Raw genomic sequence first — 25,777 nt, 5'->3', positions numbered from 1 at the left:
GAGCATACCCACCATGAGCAACCACACCGCACAACACGTGGGTTCCCGGGGCGGATCCGGGAACCAGAAGCTGCCGCTGGCCGCACTCCTCGCCCTCGCCACCGCCGTCTTCATCACCAGCCTCACCGAGACCCTGCCCGCGGGTCTGCTGCCCGCGATGAGCGCCGACATGGGCGTCGGGGAATCCGCGATGGGGCAGACCGTCACCATCTACGCGATCGGCACCGCACTCACCGCGATCCCCCTGACCGCGGCCACCGCAGGATGGCGGCGCAAGCGGCTGCTGCTTACCGCGATGGCGGGATTCGCCGTCGCCAACACCGTCACCGCGCTCTCGGGGAACTACCCCCTCACCATGGTGGCCCGCTTCGTCGCCGGAGTCGCGGCCGGTCTGGCCTGGGCACTGCTCGCCGGATACGCCCGCCGCCTCGCACCCGCCCACCTCCAGGGCAAGGCCATCGCCATGGCCATGGCGGGCATTCCGGTCGCCCTCTCGCTCGGCGTGCCCGCCGGGACCTTCCTGGGCGAGGCACTTGGCTGGCGCGTCGCGTTCCTGCTCATGACGGTGCTCACCGTCGTCCTGCTCGCCTGGATCACCGCGTCCGTCCCCGACCACCCCGGTCAGCGGCGCGAGGGCCGCACCCCCGTCCTGAACACCCTGCGCCTGCCCGGCGTCACCCCGGTCCTGACCGTCACGCTGGTCTTCGTCCTCGCCCACACCATCCTCTACACCTACATCGCCACGTTCCTCGACCACATCGGCATGGGCGGCTCGACCGACCTCGTCCTCCTGGTCTTCGGCGCCGCGTCCCTCGTGAGCATCTGGGTCGTGGGCGCGCACATCCACCGCAGGCTGCGAGCGCTCACCATCGCCGCCACCCTCCTGGTGGCCGTGGCCGCCGCGCTGCTCGCGGTCCTCGCCGAAAGCCCCGCGCTCGTCTACCTCGCCGTGACCCTGTGGGGGCTCGGCTGGGGCGGGGCGCCCACGCTCCTGCAGACCGCGGTCGGCGACGCGGGCGGCGATGCGGCGGATGCCGCGCAGGCCATGCTCGTCACCCTGTGGAACGCGGCCATGGCCGGGGGCGGAGTCGTCGGCGGCATCCTGCTCGGACATTTCGGCTCGCCGTCCTTCCCCTGGAGCGTGCTCGCGCTCCTGGTGCCGGTCCTCGTCGTGGTGATCGCCGCCCGCAGGCACGGCTTCCCCGCCCGACGCGCGGAGGTGGGTTCCGACACCGTCGAGGCGCCGGAACCCCCGGTGGAGGCAAGGGAGTTCACATCCGCTTCGCCCCGGCCTTGATGGCCTCGCGGATCCGGGTGTACGTACCGCAGCGGCAGATGTTGCGGATCTCGTCCAGGTCGCCGTCGCTGATCTCACGACCAGCGGCGGCGGCCTGCCGCACCGTGGCGACGGCGGCCATGATCTGGCCCGGCTGGCAGTACCCGCACTGCGACACGTCGAGCTCGAGCCACGCCTCCTGCATCGGGTGCAGTTCCTTGCCGACGGTGCCCGGCAGGCCCTCGATCGTGGTGATCTCGTCGCCGGTGCCGACCTTCGACACCGGTACCGAACAGGGGTTGAACGCCTTGCCGTTGATGTGCGACGTGCACGCCTGGCAGACGCCGATGCCGCAGCCGTACTTCGGCCCGGTCACGCCGAGCAGGTCACGGAGCACCCACAGGAGGCGTACGTCGTCCTCGGCGTCGACAGTGATCTCTTCGCCGTTGAGCTTGAAGGTGTGGCTCGGCACGAAAGGCTCCTCAGTAGGCGCGGTCGAGACCGTCGGTCGGGGACTGCGGCGTGGACGGTTCGAGCGGCAGCGGCTCGAAGGAGAGCGTGCCGTGGTTGATGGGGAAGCTGGTCGGCATCGTCCCGGTGGCACGCGCGTAGGCACAGGCGATCGCGGCGAACGCGGGCGCGACCCCCAACTCGCCCACACCGGCGGGCTTTTTGGTGGTGGTGCCCATCACGACGACGTCGAGTTCGGGCGGGGTGTTCCACTGCCGCGTGTAGAAGTAGTTGTCCCAGCTGCCCTCGAGCGGGATGCCGTCCTTGATGTGCAGGCTGGAGGTGAGCGCCATGGCGAGGGCGTCGTTCATCCCGCCCATCATCTGGGCCTCGATGCCGCGGGGGTTGATGGCGAAGCCCGCGTCCACGACCATCAGTGCCCTGGTGACGCGCGGCCCGGTGACTCCGTCCTTGACCTCGCGGTTCACCGTCTCGGGCCGGCAGTCGATCTCGACGAGGGTGGCGACCGCTCCCCGGTACTCGGCGTGCAGCGCGATCCCCTGGGCGACGCCGGAGGGCAGCTTCCTGCCCCACTCGCCGACCTCGGCCGCCTTGTCGAGGACGGCGCGCAGCCGCTTCTCCTTGAGGAACTCGCGGCGGAACTCCACGGGGTCCTTGCCCATCTTCGCCGCGAGCCGGTCGACGACGAGCTCGCGCGCGCACGCCACGTTCGGCGAGTAGATGTTGCGCATGCTGCCCGTGTTGAACTTCAGCGGCACCTCGTTCAGGAGCTGCGTGGTGGCACCGAAGTGGTAGGGCGAGGACTGGGTGAGCTGGAAGATGGTCTGGGCGAACGTCGGATTGCCCACCACGGGGATCTTCGCGGCCGTCGACGTGAGCACCTCGCCGAGGCCATGGCCGAAGTCCGTCTGTGAACTGGTGTGCCGCTGCTCGTAGCTGAGGACGTTGCCGAGGGCGTAGGTGGCACGCACCCGGGAGATGCACATGGGATGGGTGCGGCCCTGCCGGAAGTTGTCCGTGCGGGACCAGGAGAGCTTGACCGGCTTGCCCATCTTCTGCGAGATCTCGGCCGCTTCGGCGGCCACGTCGTGGAAGAGATGCCGTCCGAAGGACCCACCGCCCTCCATCACATGCACGGTCACGGCCTTCTGGGGCAGCCCGAGTCGGGTGGCTATCTCGCGCTGCGCCACGATCGGCACCTTGAGGCTCGACCAGATCTCGGCACGGTCGGAGCGCACGTCGGCGATCGCGTTGTCGGGCTCCAGCGGACTGTTGCTGGCGAACGCGAAGGTGAATTCGGCCTCGACCTTCTTCGTCAGGAGCGGGGGCACGACCAGGGGGAGCGCCGCCTTCCTCAGCTCGGCGAGGACGGTGTCGTCCGACTCCTTGTCCACGGTGCCGGGACCCCAGGTCACCTTCAGGGCCCGGAGGGCGTCGATGCACTGACCGAACGTCTCGCCGCGTACGGCCACACCGTGCTCGATGGTCGCGACATCGGTGATGCCCGGCATGTCGCGCACCGCGTCGGCGTTGGCGACGGACACGACGGTACCGTTGATCGTCGGCGGCCTGCGCACCATCGTCGGCTTGGCGCCCGGGACTTGGAGGTCCATGCCGAACGACTTGCGCCCGGTCACGGCGGCGAGCGCGTCGACGCGGTTCTGCGGGGTGCCGATGACGGTGAAGTCCGAGGGGTCCTTCAGCCGCGCCGATGCCGCCACGACACGGGCGCTTGCCGCCGCCTCGGCGAGCGATCCGTACGTGGCGCTCTTCTCGGAGCCGTACGAGATGACGCCGTCCTTGGTGGAAAGGTCGGAGGCGGCAACACCCCACTGCTCGGCGGCGGTCGAGACGAGTCGCTGACGTGCGACGGCCGCGGCCACGCGCACGGGACGGTAGATGCTGCGCATCGAGTTCGAGCCGCCGGTCAGCTGATTCATCATCAGCTCGGGGCGGGCGTCGGCCAGCGTGACCCTGACCTTGGTGAGCGGCAGGTCCATCTCCTCGGCGATCATCATCGCGACCGCCGTGGTCATGCCCTGACCGACCTCCGCACGGGGCACCGCGAACGACGCGGTGCCGTCGGTGTGCACCCGGACCGCGATCAGGCCCGACGTCGGAGCCGCCGCGAGGTTCTGCAGATCACCGAGGTCGAGCAGGTTCTCGGGCTGCGGAGGCGAGGGCACCACGGCCTCGGCCGTCTCCCCGCCGGCCGAGTCGACGCCGAACCGTACACCGACGGCCAGTGTCGGCGCCGCCAGCAGATACGCGAGGACCCTGCGTCGGCCGGGCTCTTCGGGCTCGGCCTCCTGTGCCGGACGCCGCTGTTCTGCCATGTGTGCTCCTCCCGGGGAACGCGAACGACCTGGACCGTGGCGTTGCGTTGATCGACCGCGCAGCTTATGGCGCGGCAGCCGAAAGGAGCACGGGGGTGGCGGAAACTGCACACAGCCGTCACAGGGGCGGCCGGAAATCAGTTCAGCGGCACGTCGAGCCGGGCCTTGCGGTGGCTGAACGTGGCGATGGAGTGCGGGCCGTGGTAGTTGCCCACGCCGCTCTCGCCGACGCCGCCGAACGGCAGGTCGGGGACGCGGAGATGAGCCATCGGAAGACCGAAGCCCAGCCCGCCCGATGACGTCTCCGCGGCGAGGCGCCGCCGGGTGGTCTCGCTCTCGGTGAAGCCGTAGAGGGCCAGCGGCTTGTCGCGGTCGTTGATGAAGGCGATGGCCTCGTCGAGGCCGGCCACGTTCACGATCGGCAGTACGGGGCCGAAGATCTCCTCCCGCATCACCGGCTCGTCGGGCTTCACGTCGGTGAGCACGGTCGGCGCGATGTAGACGTCGTCGCGGTCGCTCTGCCCGCCGAACGCCTTCGTACCGGAGTCGAGCAGGGCGGAGACCCGGTCGAAGTGCCGCTCGTTGACGATGCGTCCGTAGGCCTCCGAGGACTTCGGGTCCTTGCCGAACACCCGCTCCACGGCCGTGCGCAGTTCCCGGGCGAGCGCGGGCGCGGTGTCCGGGTCGGTGAGGACGTAGTCGGGTGCGACGCACGTCTGGCCCGCGTTGCGGAACTTGGCCTCGGCCAGACGTGTGGCCACGGCGGTCACGTCGACGTCACGGTCCACGAACACCGGTGACTTGCCGCCGAGTTCCAGGGTGACCGGGGTGAGGTGCTCGGCGGCGGCGCGCATCACGATGCGGCCGACGGTGCCGTTGCCGGTGTAGAAGATGTGGTCGTAGCGCTGGGCGAGCAGCGCGGTGGTCTCCGGCACGCCGCCCTCGACGACGGCGACCGCGTTCGGGTCCAGGTACGCGGGGATGAGCCGGGCGATCAACTCCGAGGTGGCCGGGGTGACTTCACTCGGCTTCAGGACGACCGTGTTGCCCGCCGCCAGCGCGCCCACCAGCGGGACGAGGAGGAGCTGCACCGGGTAGTTCCACGGCGCGATGATCAGGACGGTGCCGAGCGGTTCGACCTGCGTACCGGCGGTCGAGCCATCGGGCAGTCCCGCGAGCGCGCCGGACGCGAGCGGCTGCGGGCTCAGCCACTCCTCCAGATGGGCCAGCGTGTGGTCGATCTCCCGTACGGGGAAGTCGACTTCGGCGGTGTACGCCTCGGCGCGCGGCTTGTGCAGATCGGCGTACAAGGCGTCCGCGATGTCCTCGCGGTGCTCGGTGAACAGGGAGCGCAGCTGGGTGAGCTGCTCCTCGCGCCAGGCCAGGGGGCGGGTGCGGCCGGTGGCGAAGGTGGCGCGGAGCTTCGCGACGAGTGCTTCCGGGTCGAAGACTGCGGGCGCGGTCACTTCGGGCGCGGTCACTTCGGGTGCGAGCGCTTCTGGTGCGAGCGCTTCGGGGTGGTGCATGAGGGGTCTCCTCGGGAGGTCTCAGGTGAGCGGTGTGTGGGGGTGGGGGTGGGGGACCGGGGAGCCGAGCAGCCCGGTCAGGAGCGCGTCCGTGGCGGGGCCGAAAAGCCGGTGGCCGTCGGCCACGGATTCCAGGCCCATGACCAGCGCGACGCAGATGTCGGCGGCCTCGGCGGGCTCCACCGTGGCCGGGGTCCCGGCTTCGGTGAACAGGTCGATGAGCAGGCTCCGCAGCGAGCCGGTGAAGCCGTGGCAGATGTCGCCGAAGAGGCGGGCCTTGGCGTCGAGGAGTTCGGCGGAGTGCGGGGAGTCCCCGGCCAGACGCAGGACCAGGTCGAGCTTGGCGGCGAGGACGCCCCGGATGCGCTCGGCGGTGCCGGCGTCCTCGGCGGCCGCCTGCCGGGCCCGCGCGAGCGCCTCGTCGTGCAGGCGCTCGGCGAGCTTGCGGAAGGCGTCGTCCTTGTTGCGTACGTACTGATAGACCGCTGACCGGGACACGCCCATCGTGGAGGCGATGTCGTCCATCGTCGTGCGCCGTACGCCATACCGGGTGAGGGAGTCGTAGGTGGCGTCGAGGACCTCGTCGAGCCGGTCGGTGGCCATGAGTGTCAGGCCAGCTTCTTGACGAGTTCGGCCGCCAACGGCGCTGCGGACGCCGGGTTCTGACCGGTGATCAGGTTGCGGTCGACGACCACCTTGGGGGCCCACGGCTCGCCCTCCTGGAAGTCGACGCCCGCCGCGACGAGGCGGTCCTGGAGCAGCCACTCGGCCTTCTCGGCGAATCCGGACTGCGTCTCCTCGACATTGGTGAAGCCGGTCACCTCGTACCCGGCGAACGCGTTCGAGCCGTCCTCCGTGGTCGCGGCGAGCAACGCGGCCGGGCCGTGGCAGACGACGCCGAGCGGCATGCCGACTTCCAGGGCGGTGGTCAGGAGCCTGCCGGATGCGGCGTCGACGGCGAGGTCCTCCATGGGGCCGTGGCCGCCGGGGTAGAAGACGGCGGCGTAGTCGGCGAGGTCGACCTCCTCGAGCTTGAGCGGCCGAAGGAACTCGCTGATCTCCGCCAGTGTCGTGGCGACCTTGTCGGCGCCTTCCTGGCCGCCGTTGAACTGGGGCGCCAGGCTCGCCTGGTCGACGGTCGGCACGACGCCGCCCGGTGTCGCGACGACGATCTGGTGTCCTGCGGCCGTGAACGCCTCGTACGGCGCGACGACCTCCTCGGCCCAGAAGCCGGTCGGGTGCTGGCTGCCATCGGCCAGCGTCCAGTGGTCGGCGCCGGTCACGACGAACAGGATCTTGGACATGGTGTCTCTCCGAGGCTGGAATCTCTGACGTTCTGTGCTCAGAACGTCAGTCGGTGCTGTTCTCGAAGGTAGGTGGGGGAACCCAACGAAATCCAATAGGCTGACCCATATGGACGATAGGAATTCCAATGGGTCGACGGGAATAGCGCGGGGGGCCGCCTCGGACGGGGCATCCGTCGCATCCATGGCGCAGGCCGCCTCCGGGGGCCCGCTCGACCTGAACCTGCTGCGTACGTTCCTTGCCGTGTACCGGTCGGGTTCCTTCACCGCCGCGGCCCGGCTTCTGGGCCTCTCGCAGCCCACCGTCACCACCCAGATCCGAGCCCTGGAGCGGCAGGTCGACCGGGAGCTGTTCGAGCGGCTGCCGCGCGGCGTCGCGCCCGCACCGTACGCGGACGCGCTCGCGGCCCGTGTCGTGGACCCCCTCGACGCCCTCGCGGCGGTCACCGGACACGGCGGCCCCTTCGACGGCGCCCCCGCGGAGCCCGTCCACCTCGCGGGCCCGGCGGAGATGCTCTGCCACTGCGCGCTGCCCGCGCTCGCGCCGCTGGTCGAGAAGGGGGTCAGGCTGCGGGTGACGACGGGCCTGACCGATCGGCTCATGGACGAGTTGCGGGCGGGGCGGCACGACCTGGTGATCGCGACGGCCCGCCCGCGCGGGCGCTCCCTGAGCTCCGTGCCGCTTGCGGACGAGGAGTTCGTGCTGGTCGCCTCGGCTGCGTGGGCCGAGCGTATCGGCGGCCCCGCGCGCATCGCCGCCGAAGGTCCCGGGGTGCTGCACGGCGTCCCCCTCGTCACCTACGCCGAGGACCTGCCGATCGCCCGACGCTACTGGCGCCACGTTTTCGGCAAGCGGCTGACCTGCGAGGCCTCCGTCACGGTCCCCGACCTGCGGGGCGTACTCGCGGCCGTGATCGCGGGCGCGGGATTCTCCGTGCTGCCCCGCTATCTCTGCCGCGACGCACTGGCCGCCGGCGCGCTCGTCCTTCTCCACGACCCTCAGGACGCCCCGATCAACACCGGCTTCCTGGTGCAGCGCCCCGGGTCCGCGGACAACCCGCACGTCGCCCTCGTGCGCGACCACCTGGTCCAGTCGGCGCGCTCCTGGTAGCCGCGGCGCCTACGCGCCGTCGGCCGCCTCCTGGGTGATCTGGTCCCACTGGGCGCCCATGGCCGCGGCGAGCGCCTGGGCGGCGGACAGCGGGCGGACCATCACCATGAGCTCGTCGATCAGCCCGTCCTCGTCGACGTGGAGGAAGTCGCAGCCGGTGACCTGCCGGTCGCCGACCCGCGCCTCGAAGACGAGCGCCGAGTCCCGTCCTGAGGCGTCGTTGATCTCGCGTACGTACCGGAAGTCCTCGAAGACCCGCGTCACGCCGCGCAGGATCGCGGCGGTCGTCGCCTTGCCCGGATAGGGGCGGAACACGACCGGGCTGGAGAAGACGATGTCCTCGGCCAGGAGCGCCTCGATCGCCTCGTGATCGTTGGCCTCGACGGCCTTGCGGAAAGCCTGCATGCCCACACCTCGCATCGTGAGAGATCCCGGGGGACCTCGATCGACATCTATAGTCAATTTGTTGAGTAGGTGTGAAGGAGAGTAATCACATCGGTGTACGGTGTCCAGATGTCTCTCAAGTACGCGGTGCTCGCGGCGCTCCTGGAGGGCGAGTCGTCCGGCTACGACCTGGCCAAGATCTTCGACGTGTCCGTGTCGAACTTCTGGTCCGCGACTCCCCAGCAGCTCTACCGCGAGCTGGAGCGGCTCGCGGGCGACGGCCTGATCGACGCGCGCGTGGTGCAGCAGGAACGCAGGCCGAACAAGCGGATGTTCACGCTCACCGAAGCCGGCGCGCGGGATCTGCACGCCTTCGCCGCCGAGCCCCCGCGGCCCATCGCGATCCGGGACGAGCTCATGGTCAAGGTGCAGGCCATGGACGGCGGCGACCCCGCCGCGACCCGGGCGCTGATCGAAGAGCGCATGGAGTGGGCCCGCGGCAAGCTCGCCCGGTACGAACGGCTGCGCCTCCACCTCCTGGGCGGCCGCGACGAGGCGGAGTATCTGCGCGACGCCGAGCGCATCGGCCCCTACCTCACCCTGATGGCGGGGCGCTCCCTGGAGGAGTCGAACCTGCGCTGGGGTGAGCGGGTCCTTGAGATCCTCGACCGACGATCCAACTACGCCGAAAAGGGCGGAGCTTGAGGAGGCAGCAGTGGCAGCAGTGAATGACGCGGATGGCCTGCGCGAGGTGCGGCCGGACGCCAGGCCGAGTGCGGTGCTCACCGACTTCGGCGGCGTCCTGACCACCAGCGTGCTCGAATCGTTCCGCTGCTACTCGGCGCGGGTGAGCGACGATCCGCTGCTGATCGAGCGGCTCTTCCGGGAGGACACGGAGTCGTCGGCGCTGCTGGTGGAGCACGAGTGCGGGCGCCTGGGCGAGGCCGAGTTCGAGCGGGGCATCGCGGAGCGGCTGAGCGAGAAGGGCGTGGAGGTGGAACCGGCGGGCCTCGTCGCCGCCATCGGAGCGGGCATGCGGCCGGACGAGACGATGCTCGCCGCGCTGCGTGGACTGCGCGCCCAGGGCGTCCCGGTGGCGATCGTGTCGAACGCGCTCGGCGACGACTGCTACCAGGGATACGACCTGGAGGCGCTCGCGGACGCCGTCGTGATCTCCAGTGAGATCGGCTCGCGCAAGCCGGGCCGCCGTATCTACAAGGCGGCCTGCGAACGCCTGGGCGTCGAACCGTCGGCCTGCGTCATGATCGACGACCTGGAACACAACCTGACGGGTGCGGCACGGCTCGGCATCCGGGGCCTGCACCATCTGGACAGCGACGAAACGGTCAGTGCTCTGGTCGAGTTGTTCGACGTCAACGCCAACTCCGTCGCCGGAACTGCCCAGTAGACACCCGCATGCGGGGTCCCGCCCCACAGATCGGACCCCGCATGCCGAGCCCTGCGCGTCGGGTCTCGCACGCCGAGCCCCGGTCCGGCGTGCGTCGGCTGCCTCGCCTATCCGGCCGCGTACACGTCCTCGACGTAACGCCCCTGCGCGGTCAGCTCGTTCAGCCACTGCTCGGAATCCGCCGCCGTGGCCCCCGGCGTACGGTCCCGGTGGAGCGTGCGCAGGGCCTCGCGGACGCCCGGTGCCATGCGTGAACCGTCGCCGCACACGTACACCCGGGCCCCGGCGGACAGCAGGTCCCACACCTCGTCACCCTCCGCCGCGATGCGGTGCTGGACGAAGGCGACCCCGTCGACGGGGGCCGCGCTGAAGGCGGGGCGCAGCGAGACCGCTCCGGCGGACTCGGCGGCGCGCAGCTCCTCCGCGTGCAGGAAGTCGGCGTCCGGAGCGTCGCAGCCGAAGTAGCAGAGGGCGAGCGGGAGTTGATCCCCCTCCTCCGTCAGCCTCGCGCGGTCCGCGATCGTGCCGCGGAAAGGGGCGAGACCGGTGCCCGCGGCGACCATGATGACCGGCGCCGCGTCCGCGTGGTCGATGCGGAAGGCCTCGCGGCACGGTTGGACGCGGGCCAGGACGGTGTCGCCCGGACGCACCCCGTTGAGATGACCGGAGCCCGTACCGCGGTACAGCGGCCCGCTGCCCGAGCGGGCCGGTGCCTCCAGGAGGGACACCATCAGGTCGGCGTGGCCCGGATGCGCGCCCGGCGAGGAGGACACCGAGTAGTGCCGGGGCCGCAGTGGCGTGAGGACGTCCAGGAGCTGGGCCCACCCCAGCGCCCCGCGCAGGGCCGGGCACGCCTCGACCAGTTCGAGCAGCGTGCGCCCGTCGGCCGCGCGGGCCGCGGCGTCCTCGGCCAGGGCGCCGAGGGTGGCCCGCTCGGGCGGGCAGGGGTTGGCGGCGGCGAGCACGGCCAGTTGACCCGCGGTGGGTTCGTCCTGCAACTCGACGTGGTGAGACAGGAGTTGACGTACAGTCAGGGGGCGGTCGACGGCCAGGCCGTCCCGGCGCGGGCGACCGGAGCGGATGTCGAGCACCGTGTCCAGGTCCACACCGAGCGCGCCAGCGGCCCGCTCCACGAGCGCCGGGTCGTTGACGGGCAGCACGGTGAGGTGGTCGCCGGTGCGGTAGGTCACGCCGTCCGGCAGGGCGAGCCGTACGAAACGCTTAGTCCGGGGATGGCCGGGCGCGGTGAGGTCGTAGGCCTCGCTGACCGTCGTCGGCACGAGCCCGTGCCGCGCGGCGAGCGCGTCCAGCGGGCCGCCGGTCACCTCGCGCACCTCGTACGCGTCCGAGGCAGCGTCAGGACCAGATGCTTCGAGCGCGTCGGGATCGCCGTACTGCTCCAGAAGCGCCCCGCGCAGCCGCGCCGTGAACTCCCGTACCGCGCCGCCGAGATCACCCGACGCGTCGGCCGCCGTGCGCTCCAGGAGCCGGGTGCCGCCAAGCTCCGCGAGCCGCTCGTCGAAGCGGGTCGGGACGTGCTGATACGTGGCGGCCCAGTTGCGGTCGCCCACGCCGAGGACCGCGTACGTGACGTTCTCGGCAGTGGCGGTGGGGGCGCCGTCCAGCCAGGAGGCGAACACCGTGGCGTCGTCGGTGGGACGGCCGTTGTACGAGGCTGCGGTGATGACGACCGGGCGGTCGGTGGGCAGGGCGCCCGCGTACTCGTCCAGCGGCGCGACCTCCGTGTCGCAGCCCACCGAGGCGGCCTCGTCGGCCAGTTGGGCGGCGAAGTCCCGGCAGGTCCCGTAGTTGCTGCCGTGCAGGAAGAGCGCCCGCGTGCCGGGCATGACGCGCGCGGGCAGCACGGCGGCGTCCGGCTCCGCGACCGCATGGCCCGCCGTCGCGCCCGGCAGTGCGCCGTGCACGCGGTCGGCTGCGGTGCGTGGCGTCAGCGTGAGCGTGAAACCGTCGGGCTTGAGGGTGAGCGTCTCCTTGACGGTGAGCCGGTAGTCGGCGTGGTCGTGCAGCCGGTAGCGGTGCACCAGCATCCCGAGCAGCATGGTCGCCTCATGCAGCGCGAACTGCCGTCCGATGCAGGCCCGTTCACCAGTACCGAACGGCTTGAACGCGTGCGGAGAGCGCGCGGCCTCCGCCTCCGCGGTGAAGCGCGCAGGGTCGAAAAGTTCCGGGTTGTCGCCCCACACGGGCTGCCGGTGCAACATCGGCGTGAGCACGGTGACACCCTGGCCCGCACGCAGCGGGATGCGGCCGCCGAGGAGCGTGTCCTCGCGGGCATGGCGGCCGAACGCGGCGGCCGTCGGCCACAGCCGCAGCGCCTCGTTGAGCACCTGACGGGTGTAGGTGAGCCGCCCGATGTCGTCGAAGCTCGGCTCGGGATCGGCGTCGTCGCCCCAGAGGGCATCGACCTCGCGCCGCACCAGATCAAGCACCGCGGGGTGCTTGGCCAGGTAGTACATCGCGAACGACATCGCGCCGGACGTCGTCTCGTGCCCCGCGATCAGGAAGGTGATGACCTGATTGCGGATGTTGGCGGTGTCCAGCTTCGTGCCGTCGCCCGGGTGCGTGGCGCTGAGCATGAGGCCGAGCAGGTCCTCGGCAGGTTCCGCGCCGGGCGTGTCGCCGGACCGCGCCGAGATGACCTCGTCGACCACCTGCGCCAGATGGTCGGCGTCGGCCCGGAAGGCCGCGTCCGCCGCCGAGTGGTCACTGCCCGGCGTGCGACTCAGCCGCGTCATGCTCCACTCCAGGCAGCGGACCATGGACTCGACGAAGGGATGGGGCTCGGGCCGCTCGAACGAGCCGAAGTCGTAGCCGAATCCGGCGAGCCCGATCGTGTCCAGCGTCATCCGGGTCATGTCGCCGGGCACGTCCACCGGCCGCCCGTCCCGCGCTCCGCGGTCCCACGACTCGATCAGCCGCCGGGCCACGCGCAGCATCATCGGGTGGTACGTCCGCATCGAGCCCAGCGCGAACGCGGGCATCAGGATGTCGTGCGCGCGGGTCCAGTTGGGCTCGTCGTTGTACGCGGTGAACAGGCCGTCGGCGGTGAACTCGCGCACGTTCTCCAGGGCGGGGCCGACGTGCTTGGCGAAGCGGTTCTCGTCGGCCAGCTCGGTCACGAGATCGAGATCGCTCACGAACAGCGCGTCGCGGCCGTGCAGCCGCCGCCGCACCACGGGCCCGTGCCGCCGGACCAGTTCCATGACCTGCTGCAACGGAGCGGGCCCTGGCCCGGTGGCGGAAATGTCGATGAGCGGTACGCCGTCGAGGTCGGAGCCGCCCTGGGGGAGGGGTGCGGTGGTGGTGGGGGGCATGGCGTGACAACTGCCTTTCGCCGTACGGAAGTCACTGCTCACCAGCTTGATCGCCGATCCCCGCGGGTCCGCGCCGCAGGGCTACATGATTGTGTAGTGGCGCATGACGCCCCGCTCTTGACTGCCCCCGCTCTTGACTGCCCCCGTTCCTGACCGCCCTGCTCATGGCCGCCCGCTCACGACTGCCCTGGAAGGAGTCGCCCTGTGGACTCCGCGGACTCCGTGCTGTGGCGCAACCGCGCCATGCTCCTCTTCAACCGCATCCCGATGCCGGTCGCGGTCTGCGACGCGAGCGGGGCGATCATCCTGGCCAACCCCGCGATGGCTGCGCAGTGGGGGGAGACCTCCGGCACCCTGCGGGATCGCAACGTGCTCGAACTGTTCCGCCCCGAGGAGAAGACACAGGTGCTCCGGATCGCCGAGGCGGTGCGCCTCGGGCACCGCTCGCGCTATCCGGTCGCGGTGCACTGGGAGGCGGCCGACGGGGTGCGGCGCCACGGCGAGCTGACGGCGGAGCCGGTGAGCGACACGGTCGACGAGGCTCCGGCCCTGCTGGTGCTGCTGCGCGTCGTGGGCGAGGACCGCCCCCCTGCTCCGGAGCCCGTCGAAGCCGCCTCGGCGGCCGAGACCCGCATCCTGGCCCTGCTCGCCGGCGGCGCCACCACGGCTCAGGTGGCCCGCGAGACGGGCCTCACCCGCGACGGCGTCACCTACCACCTGCGCCGCCTTACCGAGCGCTGGGGCGCGGCGAACCGGACGGAACTGGTGGCGCGGGCGTACGCGCTGGGGGTTCTCGCTCCGGGGGTGTGGCCTCCGGTCCTGTGAAGCGAGCCTGACGGGCCCTTCTCAGCGGGGTGGGGGCTCAGTTCTCAGCGGGGCGGGGCTCAGTTCGGGGTGTCGCTCGAGTCGGCCTCGGCGCGGCGGTACTCGGCGTTGAGGCGCTTGGCCTCTTCGAGCTGGTCCTCGAGGATGACGATGCGGCAGGCCGCCTCGACCGGGGTCCCCTGGTCCACCAGCTCGCGGGCGCGCGCGGCGATCCGCAGCTGATAGCGGGAGTAGCGCCGGTGGCCGCCCTCCGACCGGAGCGGTGTGATCAGCCGGGCTTCTCCGATGGCTCGCAGGAAGCCGGGTGTGGTGCCGAGCATCTCGGCGGCCCGCCCCATGGTGTAGGCGGGGTAGTCGTCGTCGTCCAGACGACCAGTGAGCGGGGTATCTGCAGTCATGTCACCTCGTTGTGCCAACGCGTCGAGGGGCCTTGGTGCCGTACGGCACCAAGGCCCCGAAGGAAATTCAACACCATCTGTCGGCCCAGTTGCTGCGCCGACCTCTTATTTCCGCCTTCCGGCCCGAGAACAGCCGGGAATGCGGGGATCGCTGATGCGTGACCGAGGACCACCTTCCAATCCGGGGTCTTGCGGCACCCGGGCCGAATCGATCTCGGGCCGGGCGATCCTGATGGCGTCTGCTCCTCCGTCCTTACCGGGTCTATAGCTACGAGAGAAACCCTAATCATGTCACCGGCCAATGTCTATGGTAGCGAGAGTAGATTTTGTGTGCTGACTCCCGGGGATGCACGCACAGGGCATACGAAGCAGGGCATACGAAGCAGGGCATACGAAGCAGGGCCCCGCCGGCACATGCCGGCGGGGCCCTCTTCGTATGCCCTGGTGTCGTGGCCCGCGTGTCCTGCTACGCGGACGTGGAGGCGCCCAGCATCGCTGACGCCGCCTCGAGCGGGGTGGGGTCGGGCCGGGCCGCGTCCTCCGAGGGGGTGCGGCAGGTGAAGCCGAGCTGCGTCATGGCACGGGTGACTTCTCCGGCGCTGAAATCACGGCGGTCCTGTCGGGTGATCACCGCGCCCACCTGCTTGATGGGGTAGTGGCGGCGGCCGATGATGACGGAGTCGCCCGTGACGGGCTCGGGCTTGATGCCCTTCATCGCGTCGAGCACACCACTCTTGGTGAGGTCGAACGGGAAACGGGCGATGACGCAGCGCATGATGCCTCACAGGGGGTGAGAGGGGCCGACTGACAGGAGTGGGGCGCTCGGTGTACGAGGGCGAGAGCGTCCCGGAGGGGGACCTGGTCCGCTCAGGCGGAGCCTTCGCGGACGGCGACGAGCCGGGTCCGATCAGGCCGCCGGGCTGGCGGCGGAGGGCCCCTGTCCGGCGAGGCGCGGAGCGCGGTCGGTGCGCCGGTCCTGGGCGCTGCGGCTCCGGCGGCCCCGGGCGGAGGAGGAACTGCCGCGGCGGGGGCGCTCCGCGGGCGGCATGGTGATGGTGACCGGTACGCCCGAAGGAGCCTGGGCGCCGGTGATGCGGCTCAACTCCTCGTCGCCGGAGCGCACTTGGGCGGTCTGCGGGGTGATCCCCGCAGCGGCCATCAGGCGGCTCATGTCGCGCCGCTGGTTGGGCGTCACGAGGGTGACGACGCTGCCGGACTCACCGGCGCGGGCCGTACGGCCGCCTCGGTGGAGGTAGTCCTTGTGGTCGGTGGGCGGGTCGACGTTCACGACCAGGTCGAGGTTGTCGACGTGGATACCCCGCGCGGCGACGTTGGTGGCCACGAGCACCGTCACATGACCGGTCTTGAAGTGGGACAGCGTGCGCGTGCGCTGCGGCTGCGACTTGCCGCCGTGCAGCGCCGCGGCGCGGACACCGCTGTTCAGGAGGTGCTCGGTCAGCCGGTCGACGGCGTGCTTGGTGTCCAGGAACATGAGGACCCGGCCGTCGCGGGCCGCGATCTCGGTGGTCGCCTGGTGCTTGTCCGCGCCGTGCACGTGCAGCACGTGGTGTTCCATCGTGGTGACCGCGCCCTTGGACGGGTCGACGGAGTGGACCACCGGGTCGGACAGGTAGCGGCGGACCAGCAGATCCACGTTGCGGTCGAGGGTGGCCGAGAACAGCATCCGCTGGCCCTCGGGGCGCACCTGGTCGAGCAGCGCGGTGACCTGGGGCATGAAGCCCATGTCGGCCATCTGGTCGGCTTCGTCCAGGACGGTGATGCCGACCTGGTTCAGCCGGCAGTCGCCGCGGTCGATGAGGTCCTTGAGCCGGCCGGGCGTGGCGACGACGACCTCCGCGCCGGAACGCAGCGCACCGGCCTGCTTGCCGATCGACATGCCGCCGACCACGGTGGCGAGCTTGAGGCGCAGCGCGCGGGCGTAAGGGGTGAGGGCGTCGGTGACCTGCTGGGCCAGTTCGCGGGTGGGGACGAGGACCAGGGCAAGAGGCTGGCGCGGCTCGGCGCGTTGGCCTTCCGTACGGGAGAGCAGCGCGAGTCCGAAGGCGAGGGTCTTGCCCGAACCGGTGCGGCCACGGCCGAGAACGTCGCGGCCCGCAATGGAGTTGGGCAGGGTCGCACCCTGGATCGGGAACGGGACGCTCATGCCTTCGCGGACGAGCGCGGCGAGCAGCGGCGCCGGCATGGCGAGCTCGGCGAAGGTCTCGACGGCCGGGAGCGCGGGGGTGACCGTGACCGGCAGGGCGAACTCGCCCTGGGGTGCGGACGGTCGGCGCCCGTAGCCACCGGAGCGGTTCGGACCGCCGGAGCGGCCGCCGCTCCTGCCGGAACCGGAGCCGTAGCTGGAACCGGAGCCGTAGCCGGAACCGGAGCCGTAGCTGGAACCGGAACCGGAGCCGTAGCCACCGGAGCGGGAGCGGGAAGAGCGGTCATTCGTGCGTGAGCGGTTCATGTGGAACCTTCCTTGATGCGGCACGTACCAAGGAATTTCCGCAGCGAGAACGCAGCGCGGAGAAACACGAGAACGGGCCGGAGTAAATGCGTGAAGCGGATCCGGCCGGCGGCAGGTGTTCTGCGGGCGGATGCGCGGGAACGTGTGACGTTCCGGACAGGGCACGGCGAACAGCAGGTCGATGACGAAAGTCGATGACGAAAGTCGATGACGAAGTGTTCGCGCGGGAAAATCCGTGGCCCTGGATGGTGCGTGGGTGGTGCTCGAAATGCACGAGCTGGGGCCCGCACCCCTAGGTGCGGGCCCCAGCTGCGAAGTACGCGTGAGCGTCAGGCGGGAACGATGTTCTCGGCCGTCGGGCCCTTCTGGCCCTGGGCGATGTCGAAGTTCACCTTCTGGCCTTCCTGGAGCTCACGGAAGCCCTGGGCGGCGATGTTCGAGTAGTGGGCGAAGACGTCGGGGCCGCCGCCGTCCTGCTCGATGAAGCCGAAGCCCTTTTCCGAGTTGAACCACTTCACGGTGCCAATAGCCATGTTAAATCTCCTTCGGGGCAGTGCCCGGAGTCCGCACCGTGCGGACTCCGCGTCGCCGCGATGATCGCCCCGCCGGAAATGACCGGAAATACAAAAGTGCTCCCACCTGCCCAAAAGAGCGGTGAGGGCACTTGAAGTTTTTTGGGAACCACAACTGCAACTGATATTGAGACTAGCACGTTACGGTCGGTGCCGTGTGGTAGAAATTCCCGTTCCGACTGTCGCCCCAGATATTCTCAGCGCGCGTCGCGCTGATTTCTGTCACGGCCGACACATATATTGCGCCGCTCGAAACGGTCACCCCGTGGTGTGCGGGTCGATGCGGCCGTGGATCTGGAATCTGCCGACCGTGTCACCACCGGCCGGGCGCAGGCTGACCGCGACAGGGCCCGCGAACGTGTAGCCCTGCTCGGCGGCGTGCCGGTGTACCTGAGCGGCGAGGTAGCGACCCAACTCCGCGCTTGTGGTGGTGAGTTGGCGATGGCTGTCCGGCGGCAGCTCGATGACGAACGCGTTGGGGACGAGGACGCGCTCGCGCCCGAGGATCAACGCGCTGTCATCGCACTGCCGGCGCAGTATGGCGACCACTTCCCCGCGCTTCTGCTGGGACGGAACGAGCGTCGTCCACACGGTAGTTGTCCATCGCTCCATGGTGTCTTCGATCCGGTTGATGAGTCGCATGGCGCTTCGGCTGCCCGGTGTCGAAGGACACATACTCACCCAATCGGGTGGTCGGACCGGCGGGCAGGATCGGCGGGTGTGCGGCTCCCGGCACCGAGGACCAGTGCGTAGGGGTCCAGGCCGCGGCCAGGGCCTCCAGGTAGGACGGTGCCCAACTCCAGCCCCGCGTCGCTCAGTACCCGCGCCCCGTGCACCTGCCCGGTCTCAGCCTCGCCCCCGGATGGACCAAGTTCCCCGGAACAGGCTATTGATACGGAGAGTCAAGTCACGGGAATGTAACGGAGGATGGGGGGTAAGAGCCCGTGCACGGCGCGCTCTCACCCCGAGGGCGCCTTGCGTTCCGGGAGTGACGATGGTGACCATGACGAACAGTGCTCCAGCACCCGTGATGTCGTTCGCGGAGCGACATACCACCGGCCCCGACCAGCGCACGGCCGATCTCCGGGCCCTCTCCAACACGCTCTTCGCCCGCCTCGACGCGGTGGAGGAGGGCACGCCCGAGCACTCCTACGTACGCAACTCGCTCGTGGAGCTGAACCTCAACCTCGTGCGGTACGCGGCCCATCGGATGCGCCCGCGCGACGAGTCGTACGAAGACGTCGTCCAGGTGGGCACGATCGGCCTGATCAAGGCCATCAACCGCTTCGACCTCCAGCGCGGCGTGGAGTTCCCCACCTTCGCGCTGCCGACCATCATGGGCGAGATCAAGCGCTTCTTCCGCGACACCACCTGGGCCGTGCGGGTGCCGCGCAGGCTTCAGGAGCTGCGCCTCGACCTGGTGAAGGCCACCACCGACCTCGAGCAGACGAACGGGCACGCCCCGACCACGGCCGAACTCGCCGAGCACCTCGATCTGGACCAGGCCGAGATCAGCGAGGGCCTCACCGCCGCGAACGGCTACACCACGGCCTCCCTGGACTTTCCGGCCGACGGCGTCGACTCCGACGACACGCTGGCCGACCACGTGGGCTACCGCGATCCCGAGCTGGACAAGGTCGAGGACCTGCACTCCCTCAAGCCGCTCATCGCCGCACTTCCGGAACGCGACCGCAGGATTCTCGCGATGCGTTTCGCCGCCGACATGACGCAGAGCGAGATCGGTGCGGAGCTGGGCATCTCCCAGATGCACGTCTCGCGGATCCTCACCCGGACCCTCGGCGGGCTGCGCGCCAAGATGCTCGACAAGAGGTAGCAGCAGGGCGTGAGCCGCTCGGAGCTGTTTCGGGAGAGGCCACTGGGCTGACCTCGGTACGATGGCGCCTGGGGGTGCGATGTCCACTGAGACCCATCGCCTGACCATCACCGAGCTCGCGAGTTGCTCCGACTCCGCGGTGCTGCGGGTCAGCGGCGAGCTGGACCAGTCCTGCGAGGAGTACTTCCTGCGTACCCTCGGCGCTTCAGTCGAGGCCGGGCACCGGCATCTGGTCCTGGATGTGACCGCGCTGATGTTCTGCGACTCGCGCGGACTCAACTGCCTGCTCGCCGTGCGCTGGCTGCTCGCCCGCCGTGAGGGCAAGCTGCTGCTCGCGGGTGCGGGGCGCCGGCTCTCGGAAATGCTCACGCTTACCGGCAGCACGGAACTGCTCCCCGTCCACCGCACGGTCGGCCAGGCCCTGCTGACCCTGCCGGCGGAGGACCGCCCGCTGTGGCCGCCGAGGGAGCCCTAACCCCGGCGGCCCGCTGCCGCGTCACTCCGTGCGCAGCGCCGTGGCCGTGTGGGTCCTGGCCGCCAATACCGCGGGGAGCAGCGCGCCGAGGAGCGCGATGACGACCCCGGAAAAAGCGCGTGGACACCACGAGCCGACCCGCCGGATCGGCGGCCGGGGGAGCCGGGTTCGCCTCCGGGGGCTCTCTTCCTCAGCCCGACCACCGTCAAGACGCACATCGGCCGCATCCTGTCCAAACTGGACCTCCGGGACCGGGTCCAGGCCGTGGTACTCGCCTACGAGACCGGACTGATTCTCGCCGGGAGGCCGGAATGAAGGTGCCTGAACGGCTCGTGGCCGCAGTCGAGCTCCTCGACGTCGCGCCGGACGACCGCGTCCTCGAGATCGGCTGCGGGCGCGGGGTTGCCGCCGCGCTGATCTGTGAACGGCTCGTGCGGGGGCGGCTGTTGGGGGTTCCGTACGACGGCGTCGACCCGGGCACTGCCCGGGTCGACATTGCTCATGGTCGTGGGACGCCATCAGGCCTGACGGGTCAGTGGCGGCCTCGGAACTTGCGGAGCATGCGCTTGGCCTGGGCCCGCTTGCGGGGGTCGGCCGACGCCTGGCGGACCTGGCGGATCGTGCGCTGTCCCTGGGGGCTCCGTACGAACTGCTTGATGCGGTCGATGACTCCGGGCATGCCGACTCCTAAGAATTCGAGAACTACCAGCCTACGACGGATGCCCAGGGGCAATGGTCCGATGGTCCTCCTGTGGCATGGCAATGCAGATGAATAGTGTGCCAATGGTCCAGTGAAATAGGAGCCTGTTGAGCCAGTAGGGCTCTGGATGGTGTGATGTGTCCGTCGATGGCGCTGCGGATTCCCGCGGCGCCTTTTTCATGCGGACAGATCGTGCTGGAAGCGAAAGGGGCGGGGGAGCCGTGCTGAAGAGGGTGTTCGTGGCGCCGGACCCGGGGAGGACGCGGCTGCGGTTCGCCGCGCGGGCCGTCATCGGCATCGCGCTCGCGGTGGCCGTGTGCGGTCTGGCCGGGCACTCGCTCGTCGCGGCGATCACCGGCGGGCTCGCGGCGCTGCTCGCTCTCTTCACCGTGGGCGACGCGACGGTGAAGGGGCAGGCCGTCACCACGGCTCTGCTCCCCGTGGTCGGTTTCCCGGTGCTTGCCCTGGCGGCGGTCCTGCACGACGTACCCGTGGCGCGGGACGCCGCTTTCCTCGCCGTGATGGGCGTGGGTGTGTACGCGCGGCGGTGGGGGCCTCGCGGGCACTCGCTCGGGGTGTTCGCGTTCATGATGTTCTTCGCGACGCAGTTCCTGCACACGGTGCCGGGGCAGCTGCCCGAGCTGTTCGCCGCCATCGTGATGTCGCTGTGCGCCTCATCGGCCGTGCGGTTCGGGTTCTGGTGCTACGAGCGCCGCCTGCCGCCCCCCGCTGTCCCCGCCGCGCCGGGTGGCAGGGGCCTGGCCAGGACGACCACCCGGCAGGCGGTCCAGGCGACGCTCGGCGGCGCCTTCGCCCTCGCGGCCGGGCAGGTGCTCTCCGACGAGCGGTGGTACTGGGCCGTGGGCGCCACCTGGTGGGTGTTCGTGAACACCGCGTCGAGCGGGGAGACCCTCGTACGGAGCTTCCGGCGGGTCCTCGGCACGGTCATCGGGATCGGCGCGGGCCTTCGTCCTGGCGATCCCGCTGCACGGCGCCCCGGTGCCTTCGGCGGTCATCGTCGCCGTCTGTGTCTTCGGGATCTTCTACACGGCCGCAGTCTCGTACACCTGGATGATGCTGGCGGTCACGGTGATGGCCGGCGTGCTCTACGGACTGCTCGGGGTGCTGGACCCGGGGCTGCTCGCCCTGCGGGTCACGGAGACCGGCGTGGGGGCGCTCGGCGCCGTCCTCGCCGTGCTCCTCGTCCTGCCCGTCACCACGCATGCCACGACCAACGCCTGGATCGAGCGCGCCCTGCGGTGTGTGCACACCTGCACGGCGGAGGCCGCGGCCCGGCTCGCCGGGTCCGAGAGCGCCGATCCCGGGCCGCGCGTCGCCGAGCTGGAGCAGCTCTTGGGGAAGGTGCGCTTCTCGCTCGCTCCGCTGGTGCACCCGCTCAGTCCGCTGCGGGCCCGCAAGGCACGCGCGCGTCAAGTGCTCGCGCTGCTCGACGCCTGCGCCCGCGAGGTGCGCGGGCTCGCCTCGATCGCCGCGGACCCCGAGGCCTCGCACGACGACCGGCTCGCCGCGGCCTGCTGGCGGGTGGAGGCCGCCGTGGCGGCGCTCACCGCGCCGGAGCCGGCACACGCCCCGTCCGCCGACGCCCTCGCCCTGCCGCAGCCCTCCACCGTCGAGCCCGTACTGGCCCATCTGCACGGCCTGGAGAAGGCACTCGTCGAGCTGGCCGTGCCGCTGCGCAGCTCGACCCGGACGCCCCTGATCGGGGCCTGAGCAGGCCCGTTCCCCTCGCGGGGCGACGCCGGACCGAGCACGCCGGGCGATCACACTCATCGAAGACTCCGCCGATGACACATGAGTGGCTCATCGCGTGGTAGACGAACTCCCGCTCCTCCGGGCGCCGGGCCACGCCGCGCGTCTCCGCCCGGAGGGTGCTGCCGGGCCATGCGGCACTCGACCGGAGAGGGATGCTGACCATGCAGGAGGAGTCACCGTCGATCGTGCATGACGTGTCGGTCGCGGCAGCCGTCGGACGGCACGCGCTGCCGAACCCCGGCAGTGCGGCCCGCTGCTCACCGACGGCTCACCGGCCAGTGAACCCCTGACGCCCACGGCCTTCGTCGATGCGCTGGGCACACGTGTCGACGACGACGCGGGGCAGGCACGCCGTGCCGTCACCGCGGTGCTCGGCACGGTCGCGGAGGTCGTCGACGACGCGCTGCTGCGCCGCATCCACACGCAGCTTCCGCCGGGGCACGCGGGTCTGTTCGGTCGTACGGACCCCGCGTGACCTCCGACGAACAGGAGCGGCTCCGGCTCCACCGAACGGGCAACGGACGGCACAGACAGCTCACCCCCCTGAAGGGAGGCTTGTGATGGCACGGACGGTCCCCGAGGGCAAGCCCGTGAAGGCAGGCAACACGGTGAAAGCGCGCAAGAACGTAAAGGCGCGCAAGCCCGCGAAGGCAGGCAACTCCGCGAAGCCGAGCAATTCCGCGAAGGCAGGCAAGCCCGCGAAAGCAGGCAAGCCCGCGAAGGCGTCAGAGGCCCGGCGCGCTCCCGGCGCGCCGCCGCTCTCCGCCTGGGGGCGCGCGATGGCCATGCTGCTGGCCTTCGCGGGGACGGTGGTCTTCGCGGTGCTCCTCGCCCGGCTGACGCTGGAGCCTTCGGCCGCCTCCGAATCCCTGACGCACAGCAATCTGCGCCCCGGCGACTCCATCCGTGACTACCTCGCCCAACCCGCGTTCCGCGACACCGTCAAACAGCTCGGCGGCAACATCGTCCTCGGCCTGCCGTTCGGCATGCTGCTGCCGGTGCTCGTGCCCCGCGTCCGTGGGCTCCTGCGCGTCATAGCCGTCACGGCACTGGTGATGCTGCTCGTCGAGCTGGCCCAGGGTTTCCTCGTCACCGGGCGGGCCTTCGACGTCGACGACGTCCTGCTCAACACCACCGGTGCCGTACTGGGTTACCTGCTGATCGGCCGCAGGCTGGGCCGCGCCGTGCATCCCCGCCGCCGGCACTGGTGGCACCGCTTCACGAAGCGGCCGACGGCAGCCAAGTAGCGGCGGTTCAGGCGGTCAGGGCTGTCAGGGCGTCAGGGCTGTCAGGCCGTCAGTCGGCCGATGGCCTGCGGGTCGAGTCCGGTGAGCCGGGCGATGCGCGCGGCCAGCGCCCTGTGCACCAGAGCCGGCGACGCTTCGTGTGCCTGCAGCCAGCCGTGGACGGCGGGGGTCTGTGCGCACTCCAGGGCGCCGACGGCGGCCAGCGCGGTCCCCAGGCGGGGGTGTTGGTCGGGAAGGAGGAAGAGGTAAGCGTCGTCGGCCATCGTGGGGGCCGCCTTCTCGATCGGACATCAGCGGCGCACTGATGCTAGTGCTCCTGGGGCGGCCGCAATCCCGCCTTGCTCCCGGCGTCCCCCGACGGGGTGTCAGCGGGTGGTGAGCATCCCTTCGCGCAGGCGGGCCAGGGTGCGCGACAGGAGGCGCGAGACGTGCATCTGGGAGACGCCCAGACGTTCGCCGATCTGCGACTGGGTCAGTTCGTCGACGAACCGCAGACGCAGGATCTGCCGATCGCGCTCGTCGAGTTGGGCGAGCAGCGGTGCCAGGGCGTGGAAGTCCTCGACGAGCTCCATGGCGGGGTCCTCCGCGCCGATGAAGTCGGAGAGGGCCGCCTCGCTGTCGTCGCGGTCGCCGTGCACGGTGGCGTCGAGGGAGGTGGTGTTGTAGCCGTTTGACGCCGTGCGGGCCTCGATGACCTCGTCCTCGGTGAGGTCCATCAGCTCGGCGAGTTCGCTGATCCTGGGGGAGCGACCGAGGCGGGTGCTGAGCTCGTCGGTGGCCTTGGCGAGTTCGACGCGGGCCTCCTGGAGACGGCGCGGAACGTGGACGGCCCAGGATGTGTCGCGGAAGAACCGCTTGATCTCACCGACGATGTAGGGCACGGCGAACGTGGCGAACTGGACCTCGCGGGAGAGCTCGAAGCGGCCGATGGCCTTGATCAGACCGATCGTGCCGACCTGGACGATGTCCTCCATGTCGTCGCTGCGGTGACGGAACCGCCCGGCGGCGTACCGGACCAGCGACATGTTCATCTCGACGAGGGTGTTGCGGGCGTACTGGTACTCGGCCGTGCCCTCTTCGAGCGTGGCGAGCCGCGTGAAGAACAGCTTCGACAGGGCGCGGGCGTCCTTGGGCCCGACCCCCTGGGGGGATGCGATCTCCGGCAGGCCCGACAGGCCCGGCAGGTCCGGCAGTTCCGCGATGCCGCTGTCGATGGAGGCGTCCGTGGATGTACCGGTGGCCGTTGTCATGTTGCCCTCCCCAGTCCGCACCGGCCCTCCGTCGTCCCCCGACCGGCCGGTGAAGCGCACGTACCCCCGCGTCGGAGCTTCATGCGCCGAGCCGTGCAACAAGATCCGTTATCTGTTGGGGCGTTACAGGTTCGCGTTGCCGGGCAAGTGAGCAACTCGGACAGCGGCCACCCCATATTCGGACAGAGGCCACCCCGCACGAGGAGGGCTCATGAAGACGCACGGGATGCGACTGGACACCGGAACGGCTGACCAGGCGGTCTTCGACAAGAGGCCGGAAGCCGTCGCCGACGCGCGGGACTTCACACGGGCCTTCGTGGGCGGGCTCCGCCCCGCCGTGGGCACCCAGGATGCCGCGAGCGTAGAACTCGCGGTCTCCGAACTCGTCACCAACGTCGTACGGCACGCACGGGGTACGTCGTGCTCCCTGCGCCTGCAGGCGCAGCCGGACGGCATAGCGGTGGTGGTCGGCGACGCCGATCCGCGGCCGCCGCAGGAGCGGGCGCCCGACCTGGCCGGCGGCACCGGCGGGTTCGGCTGGCCCATGGTCCAGCACATGGCCAAGGCGGTCACCGTGACCAGCGGGCGGAACGGCAAGACCATCCGGGCCGTCCTGCCGCGCTAGCGGCGACCCCGCGACCCCGCGACCCCGCGACCCCGCGACCCCGCGGCATCGCGGCATCGCGCCGCGAACGCCGTGCCGCGAACGCCGTGCCGCGACGCCGCGCCGGGACCCCGCACGGCGAGGCGTACGGCATGAGACCGGGCGCACGGGGCAGGAGAGGTCAATGGACGACCTCTCGCAGCTGCTCCAACAGACCATGCGGCGCCGTCACTTGACGCCGCAGGCGGTCGCGGACAAGACCGGGATCCGCACCCCGCGCATCCGGGCCTTCGCGGAGGACGGAGCCGAGGGGCCCGTCCGCCCGACCGACGAGGAACTCGCGGAACTGGCCGGCGCCCTCGCACTGCCCGCCATCAAGGACGCATCGCGGCCCACGGCCGCGGCGACCTTCCCCTGACCGCGCGGAACCCACGGTGACCTGCCGTTCGCGGTCATGGCGTGGACAATCGGCCCGATT

At 70.7% G+C, this 25,777-nt stretch carries 27 protein-coding genes and 2 pseudogenes; 13 read left to right on the top strand and 16 right to left on the bottom strand.

Going from position 1 to position 25,777, the window contains the following annotated elements; genetic code table 11:
- Positions 1-13 precede the first annotated feature (13 nt).
- Entirely contained in the window at positions 14-1,297 is a 1,284-nt protein-coding gene (locus AC5P1C_RS18480) for an MFS transporter (RefSeq protein WP_493866948.1), read from the top strand.
- Here AC5P1C_RS18480 and AC5P1C_RS18475 read toward each other — a convergent pair.
- The 5 genes from AC5P1C_RS18475 to AC5P1C_RS18455 all read right to left on the bottom strand — a co-directional run bounded on the left by AC5P1C_RS18475 (position 1,272) and on the right by AC5P1C_RS18455 (position 6,913).
- The gene (locus AC5P1C_RS18475; RefSeq protein WP_493866947.1) at positions 1,272-1,748 is read right to left on the bottom strand and encodes a (2Fe-2S)-binding protein; all 477 of its coding nucleotides are present in this window, start codon (positions 1,746-1,748) and stop codon (positions 1,272-1,274) included. The two genes, AC5P1C_RS18480 and AC5P1C_RS18475, sit on opposite strands and share 26 nt — an antisense overlap.
- Positions 1,749-1,758: 10 nt before the next feature.
- A complete protein-coding gene (locus tag AC5P1C_RS18470; protein WP_493866946.1) occupies positions 1,759-4,083 on the bottom strand; it encodes a xanthine dehydrogenase family protein molybdopterin-binding subunit in 2,325 nt (774 codons plus the stop codon).
- Between the two features lie 137 nt (positions 4,084-4,220).
- Complete coding sequence (locus AC5P1C_RS18465) at positions 4,221-5,549, bottom strand: aldehyde dehydrogenase family protein (RefSeq protein ID WP_493867096.1); 1,329 nt, start codon at positions 5,547-5,549, stop codon at positions 4,221-4,223.
- Positions 5,550-5,630: 81 nt separating this feature from the next.
- Positions 5,631-6,212 (bottom strand): TetR/AcrR family transcriptional regulator, encoded by a 582-nt coding sequence (locus tag AC5P1C_RS18460; RefSeq protein WP_493866945.1) that lies wholly within the window; start codon positions 6,210-6,212, stop codon positions 5,631-5,633.
- Positions 6,213-6,217: 5 nt separating this feature from the next.
- Positions 6,218-6,913, bottom strand: a complete 696-nt coding sequence (locus tag AC5P1C_RS18455) for a type 1 glutamine amidotransferase domain-containing protein (protein WP_493866944.1) — start codon at positions 6,911-6,913, stop codon at positions 6,218-6,220.
- A gap of 184 nt (positions 6,914-7,097) precedes the next feature.
- Between AC5P1C_RS18455 and AC5P1C_RS18450 the strand changes: the two genes are divergently transcribed.
- Positions 7,098-8,024: a LysR family transcriptional regulator gene (locus AC5P1C_RS18450; protein WP_493866943.1), complete on the top strand. Its 927-nt coding sequence runs from the start codon at positions 7,098-7,100 to the stop codon at positions 8,022-8,024.
- A gap of 9 nt (positions 8,025-8,033) precedes the next feature.
- Here AC5P1C_RS18450 and AC5P1C_RS18445 read toward each other — a convergent pair whose 3' ends face one another.
- Positions 8,034-8,429 carry a nuclear transport factor 2 family protein gene (locus tag AC5P1C_RS18445; protein WP_493866942.1) on the bottom strand — a complete coding sequence of 132 codons (396 nt, stop codon included), beginning with the start codon at positions 8,427-8,429 and terminating at the stop codon, positions 8,034-8,036.
- Positions 8,430-8,537: 108 nt separating this feature from the next.
- On the opposite strand from AC5P1C_RS18445, the gene AC5P1C_RS18440 reads away from it, so the two are divergent.
- Entirely contained in the window at positions 8,538-9,113 is a 576-nt protein-coding gene (locus AC5P1C_RS18440) for a PadR family transcriptional regulator (RefSeq protein ID WP_493866941.1), read from the top strand.
- A gap of 10 nt (positions 9,114-9,123) precedes the next feature.
- A complete protein-coding gene (locus AC5P1C_RS18435) occupies positions 9,124-9,816 on the top strand; it encodes an HAD family hydrolase (RefSeq protein WP_493866940.1) in 693 nt (230 codons plus the stop codon).
- A gap of 107 nt (positions 9,817-9,923) precedes the next feature.
- Here AC5P1C_RS18435 and AC5P1C_RS18430 read toward each other — a convergent pair whose 3' ends face one another.
- Positions 9,924-13,151, bottom strand: coding sequence for a bifunctional cytochrome P450/NADPH--P450 reductase (locus tag AC5P1C_RS18430; protein WP_493866939.1), 3,228 nt, complete (start codon positions 13,149-13,151; stop codon positions 9,924-9,926).
- 243 nt (positions 13,152-13,394) lie between these two features.
- Here AC5P1C_RS18430 and AC5P1C_RS18425 point away from each other — a divergent pair, with 243 nt between their 5' ends.
- The gene (locus AC5P1C_RS18425; RefSeq protein ID WP_493867095.1) at positions 13,395-13,976 is read left to right on the top strand and encodes a helix-turn-helix transcriptional regulator; all 582 of its coding nucleotides are present in this window, start codon (positions 13,395-13,397) and stop codon (positions 13,974-13,976) included.
- Positions 13,977-14,035: 59 nt separating this feature from the next.
- On the opposite strand, the gene AC5P1C_RS18420 is transcribed toward AC5P1C_RS18425, so the two are convergent.
- From AC5P1C_RS18420 to AC5P1C_RS18400, 5 genes are all read right to left on the bottom strand, one after another.
- Positions 14,036-14,374 (bottom strand): helix-turn-helix domain-containing protein, encoded by a 339-nt coding sequence (locus AC5P1C_RS18420; protein ID WP_493866938.1) that lies wholly within the window; start codon positions 14,372-14,374, stop codon positions 14,036-14,038.
- A gap of 466 nt (positions 14,375-14,840) precedes the next feature.
- Positions 14,841-15,149: an SCO5918 family protein gene (locus AC5P1C_RS18415; protein WP_493866937.1), complete on the bottom strand. Its 309-nt coding sequence runs from the start codon at positions 15,147-15,149 to the stop codon at positions 14,841-14,843.
- Between the two features lie 132 nt (positions 15,150-15,281).
- Positions 15,282-16,844 carry a DEAD/DEAH box helicase gene (locus AC5P1C_RS18410; RefSeq protein ID WP_493866936.1) on the bottom strand — a complete coding sequence of 521 codons (1,563 nt, stop codon included), beginning with the start codon at positions 16,842-16,844 and terminating at the stop codon, positions 15,282-15,284.
- Between the two features lie 329 nt (positions 16,845-17,173).
- Positions 17,174-17,377: a cold-shock protein gene (locus AC5P1C_RS18405; RefSeq protein ID WP_361840963.1), complete on the bottom strand. Its 204-nt coding sequence runs from the start codon at positions 17,375-17,377 to the stop codon at positions 17,174-17,176.
- Between the two features lie 297 nt (positions 17,378-17,674).
- Entirely contained in the window at positions 17,675-18,058 is a 384-nt protein-coding gene (locus tag AC5P1C_RS18400) for an FhaA domain-containing protein (RefSeq protein ID WP_493866935.1), read from the bottom strand.
- A gap of 388 nt (positions 18,059-18,446) precedes the next feature.
- Between AC5P1C_RS18400 and AC5P1C_RS18395 the strand changes: the two genes are divergently transcribed.
- From AC5P1C_RS18395 to AC5P1C_RS18385, 3 genes and pseudogenes are all read left to right on the top strand, one after another.
- Positions 18,447-19,250, top strand: a complete 804-nt coding sequence (locus AC5P1C_RS18395) for an RNA polymerase sigma factor SigF (RefSeq protein ID WP_493867094.1) — start codon at positions 18,447-18,449, stop codon at positions 19,248-19,250.
- 79 nt (positions 19,251-19,329) lie between these two features.
- Entirely contained in the window at positions 19,330-19,725 is a 396-nt protein-coding gene (locus AC5P1C_RS18390) for an STAS domain-containing protein (protein ID WP_493866934.1), read from the top strand.
- A 183-nt stretch (positions 19,726-19,908) separates the two neighbouring features.
- Positions 19,909-20,040 (top strand): annotated as a pseudogene (locus AC5P1C_RS18385) (response regulator transcription factor); the annotation flags it as partial.
- On the opposite strand, the gene AC5P1C_RS18380 reads toward AC5P1C_RS18385, so the two are convergent.
- The gene (locus AC5P1C_RS18380; protein ID WP_493867110.1) at positions 20,001-20,228 is read right to left on the bottom strand and encodes a hypothetical protein; all 228 of its coding nucleotides are present in this window, start codon (positions 20,226-20,228) and stop codon (positions 20,001-20,003) included. The pseudogene AC5P1C_RS18385 and the gene AC5P1C_RS18380 sit on opposite strands and share 40 nt — an antisense overlap.
- A 29-nt stretch (positions 20,229-20,257) precedes the next feature.
- The gene (locus AC5P1C_RS18375) at positions 20,258-20,404 is read right to left on the bottom strand and encodes a hypothetical protein (RefSeq protein WP_202121071.1); all 147 of its coding nucleotides are present in this window, start codon (positions 20,402-20,404) and stop codon (positions 20,258-20,260) included.
- A 242-nt stretch (positions 20,405-20,646) separates the two neighbouring features.
- Here AC5P1C_RS18375 and AC5P1C_RS18370 point away from each other — a divergent pair.
- The 3 genes and pseudogenes from AC5P1C_RS18370 (at position 20,647) to AC5P1C_RS18360 (ending at position 23,445) form a co-directional block, all read left to right on the top strand.
- Positions 20,647-22,156 (top strand): annotated as a pseudogene (locus AC5P1C_RS18370) (FUSC family protein).
- Between the two features lie 295 nt (positions 22,157-22,451).
- Positions 22,452-22,673, top strand: a complete 222-nt coding sequence (locus AC5P1C_RS18365) for a DUF2267 domain-containing protein (RefSeq protein ID WP_493867093.1) — start codon at positions 22,452-22,454, stop codon at positions 22,671-22,673.
- An 85-nt stretch (positions 22,674-22,758) separates the two neighbouring features.
- On the top strand, positions 22,759-23,445 hold the full coding sequence (locus AC5P1C_RS18360) for a VanZ family protein (RefSeq protein ID WP_493866933.1): 687 nt from the start codon (positions 22,759-22,761) through the stop codon (positions 23,443-23,445).
- A gap of 41 nt (positions 23,446-23,486) precedes the next feature.
- On the opposite strand, the gene AC5P1C_RS18355 is transcribed toward AC5P1C_RS18360, so the two are convergent.
- Together AC5P1C_RS18355 and AC5P1C_RS18350 are read right to left on the bottom strand one after the other, a co-directional pair.
- A complete protein-coding gene (locus AC5P1C_RS18355) occupies positions 23,487-23,708 on the bottom strand; it encodes a DUF6003 family protein (RefSeq protein WP_493866932.1) in 222 nt (73 codons plus the stop codon).
- A 102-nt stretch (positions 23,709-23,810) separates the two neighbouring features.
- Positions 23,811-24,695 carry an RNA polymerase sigma factor SigF gene (locus tag AC5P1C_RS18350; RefSeq protein ID WP_493866931.1) on the bottom strand — a complete coding sequence of 295 codons (885 nt, stop codon included), beginning with the start codon at positions 24,693-24,695 and terminating at the stop codon, positions 23,811-23,813.
- Positions 24,696-24,906: 211 nt separating this feature from the next.
- On the opposite strand from AC5P1C_RS18350, the gene AC5P1C_RS18345 reads away from it, so the two are divergent.
- On the top strand, positions 24,907-25,320 hold the full coding sequence (locus AC5P1C_RS18345; protein WP_493866930.1) for an ATP-binding protein: 414 nt from the start codon (positions 24,907-24,909) through the stop codon (positions 25,318-25,320).
- Positions 25,321-25,483: 163 nt separating this feature from the next.
- Positions 25,484-25,717: an XRE family transcriptional regulator gene (locus AC5P1C_RS18340; RefSeq protein WP_493866929.1), complete on the top strand. Its 234-nt coding sequence runs from the start codon at positions 25,484-25,486 to the stop codon at positions 25,715-25,717.
- The last annotated feature ends 60 nt before the right edge of the window (positions 25,718-25,777 follow it).

Source organism: Streptomyces sp. A18, assembly GCF_059026065.1.
The sequence above is the reverse complement of the archived record's forward strand: the minus strand, read 5'-3'. Positions and strand labels throughout refer to the sequence as shown.

Coding starts and splice junctions, on each gene's coding strand:
- AC5P1C_RS18470 (WP_493866946.1), bottom strand. CDS start 4,083: ATGGCAGAACAGCGGCGTCCGGCACAGGAGGCCGAGCCCGAAGAGCCC.
- AC5P1C_RS18345 (WP_493866930.1), top strand. CDS start 24,907: ATGAAGACGCACGGGATGCGACTGGACACCGGAACGGCTGACCAGGCG.
- AC5P1C_RS18480 (WP_493866948.1), top strand. CDS start 14: ATGAGCAACCACACCGCACAACACGTGGGTTCCCGGGGCGGATCCGGG.
- AC5P1C_RS18440 (WP_493866941.1), top strand. CDS start 8,538: ATGTCTCTCAAGTACGCGGTGCTCGCGGCGCTCCTGGAGGGCGAGTCG.
- AC5P1C_RS18460 (WP_493866945.1), bottom strand. CDS start 6,212: ATGGCCACCGACCGGCTCGACGAGGTCCTCGACGCCACCTACGACTCC.
- AC5P1C_RS18415 (WP_493866937.1), bottom strand. CDS start 15,149: ATGCGCTGCGTCATCGCCCGTTTCCCGTTCGACCTCACCAAGAGTGGT.
- AC5P1C_RS18390 (WP_493866934.1), top strand. CDS start 19,330: ATGTCCACTGAGACCCATCGCCTGACCATCACCGAGCTCGCGAGTTGC.
- AC5P1C_RS18355 (WP_493866932.1), bottom strand. CDS start 23,708: ATGGCCGACGACGCTTACCTCTTCCTCCTTCCCGACCAACACCCCCGC.
- AC5P1C_RS18455 (WP_493866944.1), bottom strand. CDS start 6,913: ATGTCCAAGATCCTGTTCGTCGTGACCGGCGCCGACCACTGGACGCTG.
- AC5P1C_RS18430 (WP_493866939.1), bottom strand. CDS start 13,151: ATGCCCCCCACCACCACCGCACCCCTCCCCCAGGGCGGCTCCGACCTC.
- AC5P1C_RS18405 (WP_361840963.1), bottom strand. CDS start 17,377: ATGGCTATTGGCACCGTGAAGTGGTTCAACTCGGAAAAGGGCTTCGGC.
- AC5P1C_RS18445 (WP_493866942.1), bottom strand. CDS start 8,429: ATGCAGGCTTTCCGCAAGGCCGTCGAGGCCAACGATCACGAGGCGATC.
- AC5P1C_RS18380 (WP_493867110.1), bottom strand. CDS start 20,228: ATGAGCAATGTCGACCCGGGCAGTGCCCGGGTCGACGCCGTCGTACGG.
- AC5P1C_RS18340 (WP_493866929.1), top strand. CDS start 25,484: ATGGACGACCTCTCGCAGCTGCTCCAACAGACCATGCGGCGCCGTCAC.
- AC5P1C_RS18350 (WP_493866931.1), bottom strand. CDS start 24,695: ATGACAACGGCCACCGGTACATCCACGGACGCCTCCATCGACAGCGGC.
- AC5P1C_RS18450 (WP_493866943.1), top strand. CDS start 7,098: ATGGCGCAGGCCGCCTCCGGGGGCCCGCTCGACCTGAACCTGCTGCGT.
- AC5P1C_RS18395 (WP_493867094.1), top strand. CDS start 18,447: ATGTCGTTCGCGGAGCGACATACCACCGGCCCCGACCAGCGCACGGCC.
- AC5P1C_RS18360 (WP_493866933.1), top strand. CDS start 22,759: ATGGCACGGACGGTCCCCGAGGGCAAGCCCGTGAAGGCAGGCAACACG.
- AC5P1C_RS18410 (WP_493866936.1), bottom strand. CDS start 16,844: ATGAACCGCTCACGCACGAATGACCGCTCTTCCCGCTCCCGCTCCGGT.
- AC5P1C_RS18400 (WP_493866935.1), bottom strand. CDS start 18,058: ATGCGACTCATCAACCGGATCGAAGACACCATGGAGCGATGGACAACT.
- AC5P1C_RS18425 (WP_493867095.1), top strand. CDS start 13,395: ATGCTCCTCTTCAACCGCATCCCGATGCCGGTCGCGGTCTGCGACGCG.
- AC5P1C_RS18375 (WP_202121071.1), bottom strand. CDS start 20,404: ATGCCCGGAGTCATCGACCGCATCAAGCAGTTCGTACGGAGCCCCCAG.
- AC5P1C_RS18420 (WP_493866938.1), bottom strand. CDS start 14,374: ATGACTGCAGATACCCCGCTCACTGGTCGTCTGGACGACGACGACTAC.